Origin of the sequence: Sphingomonas sp. DG1-23, assembly GCF_030730875.1 — a bacterium.
In the GTDB taxonomy this organism is placed as follows: domain Bacteria; phylum Pseudomonadota; class Alphaproteobacteria; order Sphingomonadales; family Sphingomonadaceae; genus Sphingomonas.
The window spans coordinates 197,235-211,698 of the sequence record NZ_JAVAMA010000001.1 but is presented as its reverse complement, the minus strand read 5'-3'; the positions used below and the strand labels follow the sequence as shown (position 1 = coordinate 211,698).

Here is a 14,464-nt window from a genome sequence, read left to right as displayed (position 1 = left end):
GGGGCGAATTCGTGACCCCTGTGTGGCCCCCCTGAATTTCGGTCCGTGTCGAGGACGCGCACCCGCGCGTTACGGCAATGAAGGGAAGGTCGTTTCGGCCCCGCATTCCGCTTGTCGGCGATTGCTTTCTACGTAATATGAAGCAATCGGAAGGGGGGACGATGTCAGAAGAAACCGAGCGCACAGGAAAGAGTGCGGAAGATCTGCCTGCCTGCAAAGTCGCCGGCTGCGACTGCCAAGGTTTCATCAAGAACCCTTTAGTCTCTACGGATTGCCTGGAATGCCATCATGATGCCTTGAAGCACCGGAGGGCCGGCTGATATGAATGGCATTCTTATGGGCGCTCTCCCGCTTGCGATCGCGGGGCCATTATTGGCGCAGGACACGCAGCCAATATACTTGTCGGCGCAGCAATTTGTGGACGTGAAGTTTCCGCAGTCCAGACAAGGGATGATGCCGATCGTTCGCAACCAATTGAGGCTGACCAACCCAAACGCCAAGACAGATCTAGGGCTCATCAACTGGCGTAACGCGCAGCTTTCGATCAGGGTAGCCGGCGCGCCATCCTTCACGTTTCGGGATATTCGCTTCAACGAAATTGGGACAAGAAACCCTTCGATCAACTCCATTGCGGCGGAAGCATATTTCAATTGCACCAGCCAACCTGAGACCCGCCAGATCGAATCCTCCGACGTTCGGACCACCGAAGCCGAGCAAACGCGGACACGGGCGCGCCAGCAAACGGACCGGGTAAAGTCCTTTTTCACGCTGACTTATGAGCCAGTCAGCTTCGAGGGGTACGGCGTTGCCGTCTCCGGTGGGCTTGGTGGAAGCGCCGGCCGGGAGTTCGAAACTACCGTCGTCAAAAGCGACGAGTACATTACGCGCACCAAGGAAACGGTGCAAACAACAAGGTCGATCGGCTCCAGCGTTACCGTGCTGCCGCTTTCGTTGCGTTTTCACGAATATGTCAGTCGCAGCGAAACCGTGAACTACCAGATTCTCGGCAAAGCCACTGCCGACGTTCCCATAGAAGGAATTGTCACGCGCCCGGCATATAAAAAGGACGGGTGGATCAGGGTGCCGAAGGCCTTTGGAGGGTGGATCCGAGTAAGGGCTAAAATACCTGTCGCTGCGAAGACGTACGAATTTCCTCTTGGCAAGTGGAGTTATTATTACCCGTCCGAGGCGCGAACGATCACGCAAGCCGCGACTTTGGGAGTGAGCCGCGAGATGATCGTTGTCGGCCCGGTTGAAGTAAAGTTTCCAAGCGTGGGTGCTTGTTATGACGCTCGCAACGCGCTGCTGCGCAACACGACGGATGTGCAGTCCCTCATCCGCGCAATGGAGCAATATGATCGGCAGGCGGTGCCGCTGTAGCACCGCGATGCGCGCCTGCTCCCGGGCAACGCGTTGAGCAAATAAACGGCGACCTGGAGGGGCAAAGCGGTCACTCGCGGGGAGGATTGCCACCTCGAAGATCGGATTGCGTAGCCGGGTTTCGACTGCCGACTGGCGCCCGGCCCGCACAGCGCGGCATGCTCGATTGATCTCGTGCCCGGTGAGCCGGATGACCGAGTAGCCAGCTCAGCATGCCCGTGACGGCGCTCGAAAGCGGCCGTTCACTCATGCGGCAATCCGGGCTGGCGCTACGATACTGGTTTCAAAGCTGCTCCAACCCGTCAGGCCGCGCACACGCGCTCATCTGAAGATCAATTGCAGCGAAGATCTGATCTCGAAGCTCTTGATCAACCAGAACGATGCAAAGACAACAACACCCGCGACTTCGATCCACAGCGTGGAGCGGCTGCTTCGATCGGGCGCGACAACTTTGAGCGCCAGCACTGCGGCCGGCGTTGCCAGCATCAGGATACCAAGGATCAGGTAGATGCGTCCGAAGGCCCTGCGACGTCGGTGGCTCTTCAGGATGAGCAAGGTATCGCGCGCGCGGAAGATGCACACATAGGCTATCATGATGAAGAAGAGGATTGCCGACCCCGAATGGATGCACGCGGTAAGGCTCACCGGGGTCGCCGCGCCTACTGGCCAGTCCATGGGCAGCAGCGCGATGAGCACCGCGCAAATGCCGGCGATGTTCAGGGCCATGTCTTCCTGGAGCGAATGGCCGCGATAGAAGAACAGAAAGGCGCCAATCGCGAAGAGCATCCCGACAAAGGCGTCGCGCATGGTTCCCGCACCATATTCGGCCGGGCGAGTCGGGGAGAAGTGATAATAGGCGCTGAGCGAAGCCTGGACCGAATCAAAACCGCCCCCGGCAATCACGACGATCGGAAGTGCCAAGCCAAGGGCGCCGACTCCGTTGCGCATGATCACATAGCTGGTCGTGACGCTCAAAGGATCGGGGCGCCGCGCGAAAATCTGTCTGATGGGCGGTTTGAGCATGTCGGTGGTCCCGGAAGACATCCGCGCGGTCAGGCCCTTGCGGGCGGGTCGATCGCAAGCGGATCGCTGGCGGGAAAGCTTTCGTCGAGCGCTTCGTCCAGCTCGCGGTCGCGCCGGTCCTCATGAGACGACCGGCCGGCGAGCCAGAAGGCGAGATTGCGGACATAGCGCTGGACCGCGCGCCGCGCCTCCGGCGAATGGGCGAGGGCGTTGCCCGGCGGCTCACTGACGAAGCTGGGCGCGCCGGCGCCCGGGTCCCAGTTATAGTCGGCGAAATGATGGAAGGTCGATTGCGCCACTGCCGGCCCGCCGTCCGCCGAAGGCTCGAACGCGACTATGAGATTGAAACGGCGGCCGCTCGCCTTGCTGGTGCCGGTGGCGATCACGCGTGCCGATGGGTCGTCGGCGGGCACGCCGACGGCGCCCTCGTGCGGATGGGCGGGAAGGTAGCGGATCAGCCCGCCGGGCGCGGTCGGGTCGAGCAATAGCGGGTGGGGCGGGTCGGCGACCGCGATCTCCTGAAAGTCGCCGTTCGCGCCCGAATGATAATTGGGCCACAAGATATAGCTGGTCTCGCGGTCGTCCACGGCGCGGCGGGCCGGATCCGGTTCGGCATTCTTGCTGTGAAAGAAATGGGCGTTGCCGACGCCACCCAGCGTGCACACCGAGCTGCCGAGGTTCATATGGTCGCGCGTGACCAACAGGCCGCGCCCGCGTCGGCGGAAGCGGCCGATTGCGGCGCAATCCGCCTCGTGAAGGCCGTCGCCGGTGTCGACGGCGAACAGCCAGAGTTCGTCATAGTCGGACTGGTCGAGCGTCGACAGAACCGGGTCGGGAGCGCCGGGTGGGGTACGATCGCGCGCAGTGACCTCGTACAGCGACGCGCCTGAATCGTCGGTGAGCCCGGCGAGATGGTCGCGCAACATCGAAAAGCGCGCGATGTTCCAATCGTCGGCGATCGGAGGGATCGTCGTCTGGAGCAGGATGCGGATTGGCCGGGACATCGAATCTTCCTCGCTGGTGCCTGTAGAGCCGGACAGGTGGGACGCTCGACTGCCATTTCGTTGGCCACAGGGTGAAATCGGAAAAAACCCTGCGTTCATCATCCCTGTCGCGTCCGATTGACACGGCTCGACAAGCCGCTCTGGAGCACCGTGTTGGGGGAGCGGCGCGCCGTCTGAGCTGCGAGCGGATGTGCCAGCGTCGGCGCGGGCGCGATATCGTACCAAGGTATGGCTCCGCTCCTGCCGCCGGCTAGCACGCGTGCGTCCGGGCGTGGGGAGTTCCCCCGGGTTCAGCAAGCTCGAACCTGGGCTTCGGGCGGGCGCGGCATCGCCCAGGGCGTGAGTTTCCGGACCCGCCCGCCTGTCTAGATCGGTCGCGACAACGATCGGAGGACCGACCATGGGAACGCTGAGCGGAAAGACGGCGCTGATCACTGGCGGAAGCAGCGGAATCGGACTCGCCATCGCCACGTCCTTTGCCGAGGCTGGCGCGCAGATCGTCATCACCGGCCGTAGCCGGCATGCGCTCGAGGCGGCGGCCGCACAGATCGGGCCGGGTACACTGGCGTTCGAAGGCGACGCGGCGGATCCCAAACATCACAGCCGCATGGCGGGCGAGCTTTCCGCGCGGATCGGCGGCCTCGACATCTATGTCGCCAATGCGGGCATGAACACCATCCGCAACTCGGCCGAGGTCTCCGAGATCGAATATGACGCGCAGTTCGCGCTCAACACGCGCGGCGTCTTCTTCGGTGTGCAGCGGATCGCGCCCGTTCTGCGCGATGGCGGCGCGATCCTGCTCACCGGCTCGCTTGCGAGCGAGAAGGCGCTCGAGGGCCATGCCGTCTATGCCGGCTCGAAAGCGGCGATCGGCGCCTTCGCGCGGAGCTGGGCGCTCGAGTTCCGGTCGCGCGGCATCCGCGTCAACGTGCTGAGCCCGGGGCCGACCGATACTGCCATCCTCGACAAGCTGGGCATCGCGCCGGACCAACGCGATGCCTTTGCAGCGGCAATGGCGGAGGCAATCCCGCTCGGCCGGCTCGGGCGCCCCGACGAACTCGCGCGCGCGGCGCTGTTCCTTGCGTCCGACGCGGGCAGCTTTGTGACCGGCGTCAATCTGCGCGTGGACGGCGGGATGGCGCTGCTGTGAGAAATGGGAGCCTCAGAGCTCGATGATCCCGCGCCGCGCGGCCACGGTCACGGCGTGCGTACGATCGCCCACGTCCAGCTTGGCGAAAATGTTCTTGAGGTGCGCCTTCACTGTCTCTTCGGAGAGCGACAACGCACGCGCGATCTCCTTGTTGGCCTTGCCTACTGCGACGAGACGCAGCACCGCGGTCTCGCGTTCGCTCAGCGCCTCGTCGGCGACGTGGAGCGCGATCTCGGCTGCGACGTCGCCCTGAACGTGCCGGCGTCCGCGATGCACGTTGCGGATCGCGTCGAGCATCTCGGTCCGGAGACTGCTCTTGAGCAGATATCCGGTCGCGCCTGCCTTGAGCGCGCGAACCGCCTGTGCGTCGCCCGCATAGGTTGTGAGGACGAGGATGCGCGCCTGCGGAAAATCGGCGCGGATCGCCATGATCGCCTCGAGCCCGTTCATTCCCGGCATCTGCAAGTCCATCAGCGTGACGTCGGGCTGGAGAATGCGGAACTGCTCCACTGCCTCCGCGCCATCGCCGGCCTCGCCGACGACCGATATGTCGCGCCAATCCTCGAGGATCGCGGCGACGCCCTCGCGCAGGAGCGGATGATCGTCGACGATCAGGATGCGAATGGGCGTGTCAGCCATGGCCGGATTCCTTCCAACGGCGCCAAAGCCGCGCGAATAGCCGCCCACGCGGCGCGTGATCGGCGAAAGCGAGACGGGCGGGCAACGCCATCGTCACGGCACACCCCATGCCGGGTCGGCTGTCGACCGAAAAGCTGCCTCCGATCCGTTCCGCCCGCTCGCGCATGCCGATCAGTCCGAAATGGCCCGGCTTGTGCCCCTTGTCGAGAACTTCACCGGTGATCCCGACGCCGTCGTCGCGCACCTCGACGGCGAGTTGACGGGCTTCGAAGCGAATGGTGATGTCGACCGAACTGGCGCGGGCGTGGCGCGCGGCGTTGAACAGCGCCTCGCCGGCGATCCGGCCGAGCTCGGCCGCGACGAGCGGATGGACCGTTCGCTGCCTGCCTTCGACGATGATGCGGATCGGAATCTGCGGATCGAAGCCGGCGTCGATCGCCCGGTCCTTGATCAGTTCCGCGAGATCGCCCGATCCCGAGGAGGCTCGCAGATCCTGCACGCGATCGCGCCCTTCGGCGAGGACCTCGTCGGCGCGCTGGAGGGCCGCTTCGAGCTGGGTGCGGGACGCGCCTTCGGGAGGCATCTTGTTCGCCACCGACTGGAAGCGCAGGACCAGCCCCTGGACGCTCTGCAGCAGCGTGTCGTGAAGCTCGCGGGCAATGCGCTCGCGCTCGCCGAGCCGTTCCTCGAGCCGTGTCCGGATCCGGTTGGCCACCTGTGCCACGCGCAGTCGATATGCTGCTGCGAGGAGCAGGAGCACGAACGCCACGCACAGCGCGGCGAACCATCCGGACTGGACGAAGGTCGGCGGGATGACGAAGTCCACCGTGGCACCTTGCTCGTTCCAGATGCCATTGTCGTTCGCCGCAATCAGTCGAAAACGATAGCTGCCCGGCTTGAGGTTGGTGTAAAAGGCCTGACGGCGTGTGCCGGCCTCGACCCAGTCGGCATCCTGCCCCTCGATCCGATAGCGGACCTGCGTCGCGCGGGGATTGGAGAAGCTAAGCACAGCGAAGTCGATCTGGATGTTCGACGTACCGGCCGGCAGCGTCAGCGCGGCCGGATCGCGATAGACCCGCTTCCGCGTGACGAGGGCGCCGACTGCGACATTCGGCGGCGTCCGGCTGCGCGTGACGTCCGTCGGATCGAGCCACAGGGTCCCGGTCTGGGTAGCGATCCACAGCCGGCCGTCGCCGCCGCGAACGATCGCGCGGCGGCTGTGCGAGTGCGGCCGGCTCCTGAGGCCGTCGACGGCGCCGAAGACCTGGATCGGTAGCGCCGCGCCCGGATCCGCAAAGGCACGGTCGAGCGCCGTGGAAGCGATGCGCAGGACCCCGCTTGGGGCCGTCAGCCAGGTATCGCCTTCGGACGTCCGGACCATGCCGTTCACGCCGCTAAGCAGAGGAACCCGGCGCGCCGAAATGCTCTGGAAGCGGTCGTCACGGAGCCGGGCGAGGCCGAATCGTCCGCCGGCGAACAACGTCGCCGGGGCGATCGGATACAGCGCCACTTCCGCGGGACCATATCCGTCGAGCGGGAGTGGCACCGAGCGGCGCACCTCGCCCTCGAGCCGGCTCAGGACATGGTCATTCCATTGCAGCACGATCCGACCCTGTTCGTCGGTGACCATCGATTTCGGCAGAAAGCCGCTACCAGGGGAGTCGAACATGCGTTGCCAGCGACCTGCCCGATACCGCGCCATCCCGCCCAGCGCGGCCGTCAGCCAGAAACCGCCTCTGGCGTCGAAGGCGCAGTCGTAGATCGTGTCGGTGAGGGGCGCGGGCCGACCGAGCGGGTCGACGCGGCCCGCGCGCCAGATCACGACCTCGCGGGTCTGATCGAGCGCGATCCACAGTCCGCCGTCCGGCGCCTCGCACAGGGTCCGCGGCGCGGCTTTGGTCCGGAAGATCGCCTCCGGGCGCCCGCCCGGGCGGACCCGGTACACCGTGTGCGCCTGGCCGATATAGACCGCGCCGTCCGTACCCTGCAGCAGCAAGTCGCCGAACGCGCCCGGCTCGGTGAGTTCGGGCTCGAGGCGCAAGGTCGCGGGCCAGAACCGGTCGACACCATTTTCGGTGGCAGCCCAGACATTGCCCTCGGCATCCTGGAGGATCTGCGCCATCGCGTTGGAGGACAGGCCGTCACGCGCGGTGAAATGCTCGACCGCGGACGCGCCCTCGGCCGTCGAGGGCGCGCCGCGGGGATCGGGCCGGGGGATGCGCTGCAGCCCGTGATAATAAGTCGCGATCCACAGATTTCCCTCGCGGTCGAACGTAGGCCAGCCGCGTATCTGGCCTTTGTCGGTCGCATAGGCGTGCCGGAGCAGCGGCGGCTTCCCCTGTCCCCGCGGGCCGGTAAGCGGATAGGTGCCGCGGCGCTCGGTCAGCCAGACTCGCTGTTGCGGATCCAGCGAAAGCCGGCCGAGCATGCCGCGTCGGCGAAGAACGAATTCGAACCGACCGCCGTCGCGCGCCAGTCGCGCCACCGACGCTGTGAAGGAGAACCAGACCGTACCGTCGGGCGTCACCGCCATGCTGAACGGATTGTCGAGCGGCGCTCCGGCATCGATGCCGAACGAGGTCCATTTGCCGTGACGAAAGCGCAGCAGGGGCACGCCGATCCGTTCGGTCGCCACCCAGATCGTTCCGTCCTCTGCCTCGTGCATCGACATCACGCGTGCGGGGGCGGGCGGGGCGCGCAGGAAGCGCAGCTGGCCATCGCGATAGACTGCAAAACGCCCCGAACGTTCGAAATTCGTCCAGATCTCGCCGTTGCGCCGGACGAGAAGCGCGGAAGGCGCGCCGTGCTCGATCAGATCGACGCCCATGCTGATCGCCTCGAAGCGAATACCGTCGAAACGGAACAGGCCGGCCGCGCTCGCCACCCACAGATAGCCACGCCGGTCCTGGGCGAGGGCGAAGACCGGCCGCGGCGCATCGCTTTCGGCGCTCCAGCGCTGATGGGTATAGTGGCTCAGCCGCCGCGCCGGGGCATCCGACGGATCGGCGGCGGCATCGACGCACGGCAGCAAGAGCAACAGCGCCGCCGCGACGAAAATCGTCCATTTCAGCTGCATCGCCGTCCCTGCAACTCGCGCTGGATTCCCCGCCGTTACTCAAGCCAGAGCGCCCATTCGCCGGCCGGCACCGCCCATGCTACCCCCGAACGGGGGATCGTAACATCCCCGAACCGAAGGCTGGCCGATCGCCCTGGCGGAGCTATCGCTGGGCCGTGCCAAAGTTGATTCTGCGTTATCCCGACGGCGCCGCCGGTGCCGCACTTCTGCTGATGCGTCTATCGTCGGCGGCGATCGTCTATCCCGCGCTCGCGCGGCTGACCCCGACAACGGGCGGCTGGTGGCTGGCAGCGGCCGCCGCCGGAATCCTCGTGCTCGCGCTCATAACCGGACTGGGCACCCGGGCAGCGGCGCTGCTGCTCGCCGCGGCCTTGATCGCCGGTCTGTTCGCGGCCCGCGGCGAGGCGGCACTGCTGCTGTGCGCCGCCGCGGGCTCCGCCACTGCGCTGGCGCTGCTCGGGCCCGGCGCGTGGTCGATCGACGCGCGTCGCTACGGTCATCGCGTCATCCGGCTGGAACCGCGCTCCCTCGATCGGGGAGGGCGGGGCTAACCGGCTTCGGGGTTTCGCGCGCAGTCGCGTCATGAAATTATTGCCTGTCTCCAGCCGCAATCGCCCGGAGGTGACGATGATCCACGGATCCGAGTTAGATCACGAAGCAGCCACGGCGCTGCCGGCGGCGGTCGTGCAGGACCGCCCGCTGGTGTTGATCGTCGACGATGACGAAGCCGTGCGCATGTCGATCGAGGAGCTCATGCAGTCGGTGGGAATCGACACTGCGGGTTTCGGCTCGACGCGCGAATTGCTCGAGGCGGTGCTGCCCGACCGGCCGGGCTGCCTCGTGCTCGACGTCCGGATGCCCGGATCGAGCGGGCTCGACCTCCAGCACCATCTCGCGGCGACGGGCAATGCGCGCCCGATCGTATTTCTCACCGGCCATGGCGACATCCCGATGTCGGTGCAGGCGATGAAGGCCGGAGCGATCGATTTTCTGACCAAGCCGGTGCGCGACCAATCGCTGCTCGACGCCGTCGCCTCCGGCATCGAGCGCGATCTTGCCAGCCGTGCCGACATGCGACGAATCCGGCAACAGGCCGATCGTCATGCAACGCTCACGCCGCGCGAGCGACAGGTCCTCGCCCAGGTGGCGTCCGGACGGCTCAACAAGCAGATCGCCTTTGATCTCGGCATCAGCGAAGTCACCGTGAAGCTTCATCGCAGCAGCGTGATGCGCAAGATGGGCGCGGCGACGATCGGCGAATTGATCCGGGCATGGGACGTGCTCCCGCCCGAGTTGCGCGAGGCGCGGACCTAGACCATGGTATGGTTACAACCCGCTGTTAAATCAGCGACATCCGGAGGGGGCCGCGCCGGCCGCGTCGAAGAGGACCCTCCGCTTGTCCAAGGCCTGGATGATCGCGATCGTGGACGACGACGCAGCCGTACGCGAGGCGCTTGTCGACTTCCTGCAGGTGGAGGATCTGCCGGCGCGCAGCTTCGCCGGCGCCGCGGATTTTCTGGCCGATCCCGCGTTTCGGGATTTCGACTGCGTCATCACCGATCTTCGCATGCCCGATATCGACGGGCTCGAACTGCAGCGACGACTCTGCGCGTGCGGCGCGCCGATACCCGTGATCTTCATCACCTCGACCAGCGAGGAGGCGACGCGCGCCCGTGCGATGCAGGGCGGCGCGGCCGGGTTTCTCACCAAACCCTTCGACGACGCGACGCTGATCGCGACGCTTCGCGCCGTGCTGGGCGGACGTCGCTGACGTGACTCGCCTCGCGTCCCTGGCTGGATCGCAGATCCTCGAGGTGGGAAGTATGCCCCTGGGCGTAGCCGATGATTCGGCGGCATGCTGGGAAGTCGATCTGTCGAGCGTTCGCGCGCTCGTCGATACGGTCGCCGACGGCGGCGAATGGCCGAACTGGGTGGCGGCGTTGCTCCACGGGGCACGCATCGTCGACGTCAATGCGCGCGGGCTCGAGCTGGTCGGCTCTCCGGTCGGCCGCGAGATCATGACCGGTCAGCCGGTCGCGAGCTTCTGCCCGCCCGAGAGCTGGACGATCCTGGCCGAACTGATCGTTGCGGTGACTTCGGACAGACCGGATCATGCGCCCCGGGAGCGCGCGATCAATTCGTTCATGTTCCGCAATGCGGTGCTGACGGTCTGGGGCGCACCGGACGACCTCGCCCCGGACACGGTATGGGTCGCAGTCGATGGGCAGATGGGTGACGATCGCTCCTTCTGGTCGGTGCGTGCCAGCGAGCAACGCTATCGCCGCCTCATCCATCATCTCCCCGGGGCGCTACTGCAGGTCGATGCGCGACCGATGGGCGCCGTCTTCTATCAGCTCCGCTCGGAGGGCGTCCGCGACATCCGCGCGCATCTGGAGGCGCATCCGGACCTCGTGGATCGCGCCCGCGCGATCGTGTGCGTGACCGACGCCAATGGCGGTGCCGCGACGCTGCTCGGCGCGAGCGGAGTCGCCGATCTGATTGGACCGGTCGACTATGTGTTCGCGCTTGCGCCCGAAACGGCGCGGCGCGTCACGATTGCGCATTTCGATGGGCAGCGCAGCCATGTCGAGCTCATGAAGCTGCGGACGTTCGACGACCGCGTCATCGACGTCGAACTTACGGTGACGTTCCCGACGCCGCCCGAAAGCCTCGACATCACGTTGCTGACGCTGGAGGACGTCACCGAGCGGCTTCGCACCGAAGCCGAGCTCCGTCAGCTCCAGGCCGACTATACCCGCGCGGCGCGGATCGTGACGCTCGGCGAGCTGGCGAGCTCGATCGCGCATGAAGTGAACCAGCCGCTTGCCGCGATCGCGATGAACGCCGAGACGAGCCTGCGGTGGCTGTCGCGCGAGGATCCCAATCTCGACAAGGTGGCGCAGCTCAACCGGCGGATCGCGGAGAGCGCGCGCCATGCGGGCGGGATCGTCCAGCGCATCCGCGGCATGGCGGCGCGGCACCTCCCCGAGCCGATGCCGCTCGATTTCAACGGCGTGGTCGAGGGGGCGCTGCTCTTCGTCTGCCACGACGTCGAGGCGCGGGGCATCCAGTTGTCGGTGGTGCTCGACATCGGCGTGCACCGCGTGCTCGGCGATCGGGTCCAGCTCCAGCAGGTGATCGTCAATCTGCTCGTCAACAGCCTCCAGGCTCTGGCACCGATGGGGACGGGGGAGGGCCGTATCGCGCTCGCGACGTCGAGCGATGCCGGCGGCGCGGTCCACTTCACGATCCGCGACAATGGCCCGGGCATCGCCGAGGCGGACCTCGCGCGCATCTTCGACGGCTTCTTCACCACCAAGCCCGACGGCATGGGGATCGGCCTGGCGCTGTGCCAGTCGATCATCGCGGCGCATGGCGGAACGATCACGGCGTCCAATCACCCCGAAGGCGGCGCGATCTTCCGCATAACCATCCCGCCGGTCGAGGGATGACGGCCCGGCGGCGTCGGGCGCCGCCGGGACATTCGTTCAACTGCGCATGAAAGCGAGCAGGTCCGCATTGAATCGCGCCGCGTGCTTCGTCGCGGTCAGCCCGTGCGGCGCGCCGGGATAGAAGATCGCCTGCGCGCCCGGGATCAGCCGCGCGGTCTTGTGCCCGGTATCCTTGACCGGCACGATCTGGTCGTCCTCGCCGTGCACCACGAGGGTGGGCACGTCGAACTTCCGGAGATCCGCGGTGAAGTCGGTCTCGGAGAAGGCCTTGATGCATTCCCACGCGTTCTTGAGACCCGCCTGCATGCTGATCAGCCAGAATTCGTCGAGCAGGCTCTGCGGAACCTCGGCGCCGGCGCGGTTGGCGCCGTAAAACGGGATCGCGAAATCGCGGTAGAATTGCGAGCGATTGGCCGCGATGTCCTTGCGCAACCCGTCGAACAGTTCGATCGGCAGGCCCTCGGGATTTTCCGGGGTGCGGAGCAGGCCCGGCGGCACTGCGCCGAGCAGCACGGCCCTCGCGACGCGGCCGGTGCCGTGCCGGCCGATATAGCGCGCAACCTCGCCGCCACCGGTCGAATGGCCGACCATCGCGATGTCGCGCAGGTCGAGCGCCTCGATCAGCTCGGCGAGGTCGTCGGCATAGCCGTCCATGTCGTTGCGGGCCGAGCTCTGCGCCGATTTGCCGTGGCCGCGCCGGTCATGCGCGACGACCCGGAAGCCGTTCTGCGCGAGGAACAGCATCTGCCCGCTCCACGCGTCCGAGCTCAGCGGCCAACCATGCGAAAAGGTGACCACGGGGCCTTCGCCCCAATCCTTGTAATAGATCTCGTGTCCGTCGCGCGTCGTGATCGTCGGCACTGAACATCTCCTCGGTCGTGCGCCATCATGGGCGCCTGCAGGCAATAGGCGCACGCGGCGTGGCCGCGCGATCAGACCGAGTGTCGGCCGAGGGCATGCCGGCGGAGGCTTCGCCCTCGCCGCACGGATCGGTGCAACGCGCCGATCTGCGGGGTTTGTCGCGCGCCGCTCGCTTCGGGCGTGCCGCACCTGCACCTGAGGAGAGGGTGGCCTGCCGAATGGCGAGCCTCGCGCATGCCTCGGCACGATAGAGGCGGCGGCTCCGATCCGCGATCCTGCCTCTGTCGGAAACGCCCGTCGGCGTGACCGGCCAGCGAGGTGGCTCATGAAGATCGTGGTTATCGGCGGAACCGGCCGGGTCGGCGCGAAGCTCGTCCGCGGTCTCGGCGCGGCAGGGCATCAGGCGGTCGCGGCCGCCCGTTCGACCGGAGTCGACATCGCGACCGGCGCGGGCCTTGCCGCTGCGCTCGAGGGCGCCGACGCGATCGTCGACGTTTCCAACCCCGGCTATGGCGATCCGGCGGCGATGCTCCGCTTCTTCCGGGCCTCGACCGGGAACCTGCTCCTCGCCGGGCGGCGCGCCGGGGTCCGCCACCACATTCTGTTCTCCGCGATCGGCGCGGGACGCGTGAATGACGGCTATTATCTCGCCAAGAGCATGCAGGAGGCGCTGGTCGCGGCTTCGGCCATGCCGTTCTCGATCATCCGCTCGGCGCCCTTGTTCGAGTATATCTACGATGTCGTCGACGCCGGGCGCGCGGCCGAGGTGGTACGGGTGCCGCCGGTGCGCGTGCAGCCGATCGCCGTCGAGGATGCGGCCGGGGTCCTCGCGCGGGTCGCGCTGCGGGCGCCGGCGAACGGCATCGTCGAGATCGCCGGTCCCAATGCCTATCAGCTGCCCGCGCTCGCGCAGCAGATCCTGACTGCGAACGAAGATTATCGGCCGGTGCTGATCGATGGCCACGCCAGCTTTTTCGGCGCGCGCCTCGACGGCGATCCGCTCGCGGGCGGCGAGGCGCCGCACCTCGACACAGCGGACTTCGACGACTGGCTGCAGCGGGCGCTGGTGCCGGCATGAACCGCTCTCCCCATTCGAACGAAAGGAAATTGGCATGAAGATCGTCGTGATCGGCGGAACCGGGCTGATCGGCTCGAAGACCGTCGAGAAGCTCAGGCAACAGGGCCATGAAGCGATCGCCGCGGCGCCCAACACCGGCGTCGACACGATCACCGGCGCGGGGCTCGATGCGGCGCTGGCGGATGCGGACGCCGTGATCGACGTCTCCAACTCCCCCACGCTCGACGAGCGGACCGCGATGGACTTCTTCCAGACTGCGGGCCGGAACCTCGCCGCCGCCGAAGCGAAGGCGGGGGTACGCCACCATGTCGCGCTCTCGGTGGTCGGCACCGCGCGGCTGCAGGACAGCGGCTATTTCCGCGCCAAGCTCGCGCAGGAGCAGCTGATCAAGGCCTCGCCGATCCCCTGGACGATCGTGCACGCCACCCAGTTCTTCGAATTCCTTCGCGGCATCGCCGGATCGGCGACCGAAGGCGATGTCGTCCGGCTGCCGCATGCGCGCTTCCAGCCGATGGCGGCGCAGGATGTGGCGGAGGCCGTGGCGCAGGCGGCGCTGGCCGGGCCGGCACGCGACACGATCGAAATCGCCGGCCCCGAGGATTTCTACATGGACGAACTCGTCGCCCGGGTCCTTGCCTGGGACAAGGATCCGCGCCGGGTGATCGCCGATCCGGAAGCGCCCTATTTCGGGCTGCGGATCGACAATGGCTCGCTGATGCCAGGGGCACGGGCACGCCTCGGCGCCACCGGCTTCGACTGGTGGGTGGCCAATGTGCCGCCGCCCGCGAAGAAGTGAGCGGG

The 14,464-nt window shown here is 66.7% G+C and carries 13 protein-coding genes; 8 read left to right on the top strand and 5 right to left on the bottom strand.

The annotated features are described in order from the left end of the window. Positions 1–321: 321 nt before the first annotated feature. Positions 322–1,380 carry a hypothetical protein gene (locus Q9Q95_RS00935; protein ID WP_306093185.1) on the top strand — a complete coding sequence of 353 codons (1,059 nt, stop codon included), beginning with the start codon at positions 322–324 and terminating at the stop codon, positions 1,378–1,380. A gap of 321 nt (positions 1,381–1,701) precedes the next feature. Here Q9Q95_RS00935 and Q9Q95_RS00930 read toward each other — a convergent pair whose 3' ends face one another. Continuing rightward, positions 1,702–2,403 (bottom strand): hypothetical protein, encoded by a 702-nt coding sequence (locus Q9Q95_RS00930; protein ID WP_306093184.1) that lies wholly within the window; start codon positions 2,401–2,403, stop codon positions 1,702–1,704. Positions 2,404–2,432: 29 nt separating this feature from the next. After that, entirely contained in the window at positions 2,433–3,407 is a 975-nt protein-coding gene (locus Q9Q95_RS00925) for a hypothetical protein (RefSeq protein ID WP_306093183.1), read from the bottom strand. A 400-nt stretch (positions 3,408–3,807) separates the two neighbouring features. Here Q9Q95_RS00925 and Q9Q95_RS00920 point away from each other — a divergent pair, with 400 nt between their 5' ends. Continuing rightward, on the top strand, positions 3,808–4,557 hold the full coding sequence (locus Q9Q95_RS00920; protein ID WP_306093182.1) for an SDR family NAD(P)-dependent oxidoreductase: 750 nt from the start codon (positions 3,808–3,810) through the stop codon (positions 4,555–4,557). A gap of 12 nt (positions 4,558–4,569) precedes the next feature. On the opposite strand, the gene Q9Q95_RS00915 is transcribed toward Q9Q95_RS00920, so the two are convergent. Beyond that, on the bottom strand, positions 4,570–5,196 hold the full coding sequence (locus Q9Q95_RS00915) for a response regulator transcription factor (RefSeq protein ID WP_306093181.1): 627 nt from the start codon (positions 5,194–5,196) through the stop codon (positions 4,570–4,572). After that, positions 5,189–8,272: a sensor histidine kinase gene (locus Q9Q95_RS00910; RefSeq protein ID WP_306093180.1), complete on the bottom strand. Its 3,084-nt coding sequence runs from the start codon at positions 8,270–8,272 to the stop codon at positions 5,189–5,191. Before Q9Q95_RS00910 ends, Q9Q95_RS00915 begins: the two co-directional genes overlap by 8 nt. A gap of 155 nt (positions 8,273–8,427) precedes the next feature. Here Q9Q95_RS00910 and Q9Q95_RS00905 point away from each other — a divergent pair, with 155 nt between their 5' ends. The 4 genes from Q9Q95_RS00905 to Q9Q95_RS00890 all read left to right on the top strand — a co-directional run bounded on the left by Q9Q95_RS00905 (position 8,428) and on the right by Q9Q95_RS00890 (position 11,724). Continuing rightward, positions 8,428–8,823: a hypothetical protein gene (locus Q9Q95_RS00905; RefSeq protein ID WP_306093179.1), complete on the top strand. Its 396-nt coding sequence runs from the start codon at positions 8,428–8,430 to the stop codon at positions 8,821–8,823. Positions 8,824–8,899: 76 nt separating this feature from the next. Beyond that, positions 8,900–9,586 carry a response regulator transcription factor gene (locus Q9Q95_RS00900; protein ID WP_306093178.1) on the top strand — a complete coding sequence of 229 codons (687 nt, stop codon included), beginning with the start codon at positions 8,900–8,902 and terminating at the stop codon, positions 9,584–9,586. Between the two features lie 82 nt (positions 9,587–9,668). After that, positions 9,669–10,043, top strand: a complete 375-nt coding sequence (locus Q9Q95_RS00895; protein WP_306093177.1) for a response regulator transcription factor — start codon at positions 9,669–9,671, stop codon at positions 10,041–10,043. 52 nt (positions 10,044–10,095) lie between these two features. Then, positions 10,096–11,724, top strand: a complete 1,629-nt coding sequence (locus Q9Q95_RS00890; RefSeq protein WP_306093176.1) for a sensor histidine kinase — start codon at positions 10,096–10,098, stop codon at positions 11,722–11,724. A gap of 36 nt (positions 11,725–11,760) precedes the next feature. Here Q9Q95_RS00890 and Q9Q95_RS00885 read toward each other — a convergent pair whose 3' ends face one another. Then, positions 11,761–12,585 (bottom strand): alpha/beta fold hydrolase, encoded by an 825-nt coding sequence (locus Q9Q95_RS00885; protein WP_306093175.1) that lies wholly within the window; start codon positions 12,583–12,585, stop codon positions 11,761–11,763. Positions 12,586–12,910: 325 nt separating this feature from the next. Between Q9Q95_RS00885 and Q9Q95_RS00880 the strand changes: the two genes are divergently transcribed. Both Q9Q95_RS00880 and Q9Q95_RS00875 read left to right on the top strand, forming a co-directional pair. Beyond that, complete coding sequence (locus Q9Q95_RS00880; protein WP_306093174.1) at positions 12,911–13,663, top strand: SDR family oxidoreductase; 753 nt, start codon at positions 12,911–12,913, stop codon at positions 13,661–13,663. Between the two features lie 34 nt (positions 13,664–13,697). Then, on the top strand, positions 13,698–14,459 hold the full coding sequence (locus Q9Q95_RS00875) for an SDR family oxidoreductase (RefSeq protein WP_306093173.1): 762 nt from the start codon (positions 13,698–13,700) through the stop codon (positions 14,457–14,459). Positions 14,460–14,464: the final 5 nt, after the last annotated feature.

What these genes read in the sequence shown, in the direction of transcription:
- Q9Q95_RS00935 (WP_306093185.1), top strand. Translation starts at nt 322, where the DNA reads ATGAATGGCATTCTTATGGGCGCTCTCCCGCTTGCGATCGCGGGGCCA.
- Q9Q95_RS00930 (WP_306093184.1), bottom strand. Translation starts at nt 2,403, where the DNA reads ATGCTCAAACCGCCCATCAGACAGATTTTCGCGCGGCGCCCCGATCCT.
- Q9Q95_RS00925 (WP_306093183.1), bottom strand. Translation starts at nt 3,407, where the DNA reads ATGTCCCGGCCAATCCGCATCCTGCTCCAGACGACGATCCCTCCGATC.
- Q9Q95_RS00920 (WP_306093182.1), top strand. Translation starts at nt 3,808, where the DNA reads ATGGGAACGCTGAGCGGAAAGACGGCGCTGATCACTGGCGGAAGCAGC.
- Q9Q95_RS00915 (WP_306093181.1), bottom strand. Translation starts at nt 5,196, where the DNA reads ATGGCTGACACGCCCATTCGCATCCTGATCGTCGACGATCATCCGCTC.
- Q9Q95_RS00910 (WP_306093180.1), bottom strand. Translation starts at nt 8,272, where the DNA reads ATGCAGCTGAAATGGACGATTTTCGTCGCGGCGGCGCTGTTGCTCTTG.
- Q9Q95_RS00900 (WP_306093178.1), top strand. Translation starts at nt 8,900, where the DNA reads ATGATCCACGGATCCGAGTTAGATCACGAAGCAGCCACGGCGCTGCCG.
- Q9Q95_RS00890 (WP_306093176.1), top strand. Translation starts at nt 10,096, where the DNA reads ATGCCCCTGGGCGTAGCCGATGATTCGGCGGCATGCTGGGAAGTCGAT.
- Q9Q95_RS00880 (WP_306093174.1), top strand. Translation starts at nt 12,911, where the DNA reads ATGAAGATCGTGGTTATCGGCGGAACCGGCCGGGTCGGCGCGAAGCTC.
- Q9Q95_RS00875 (WP_306093173.1), top strand. Translation starts at nt 13,698, where the DNA reads ATGAAGATCGTCGTGATCGGCGGAACCGGGCTGATCGGCTCGAAGACC.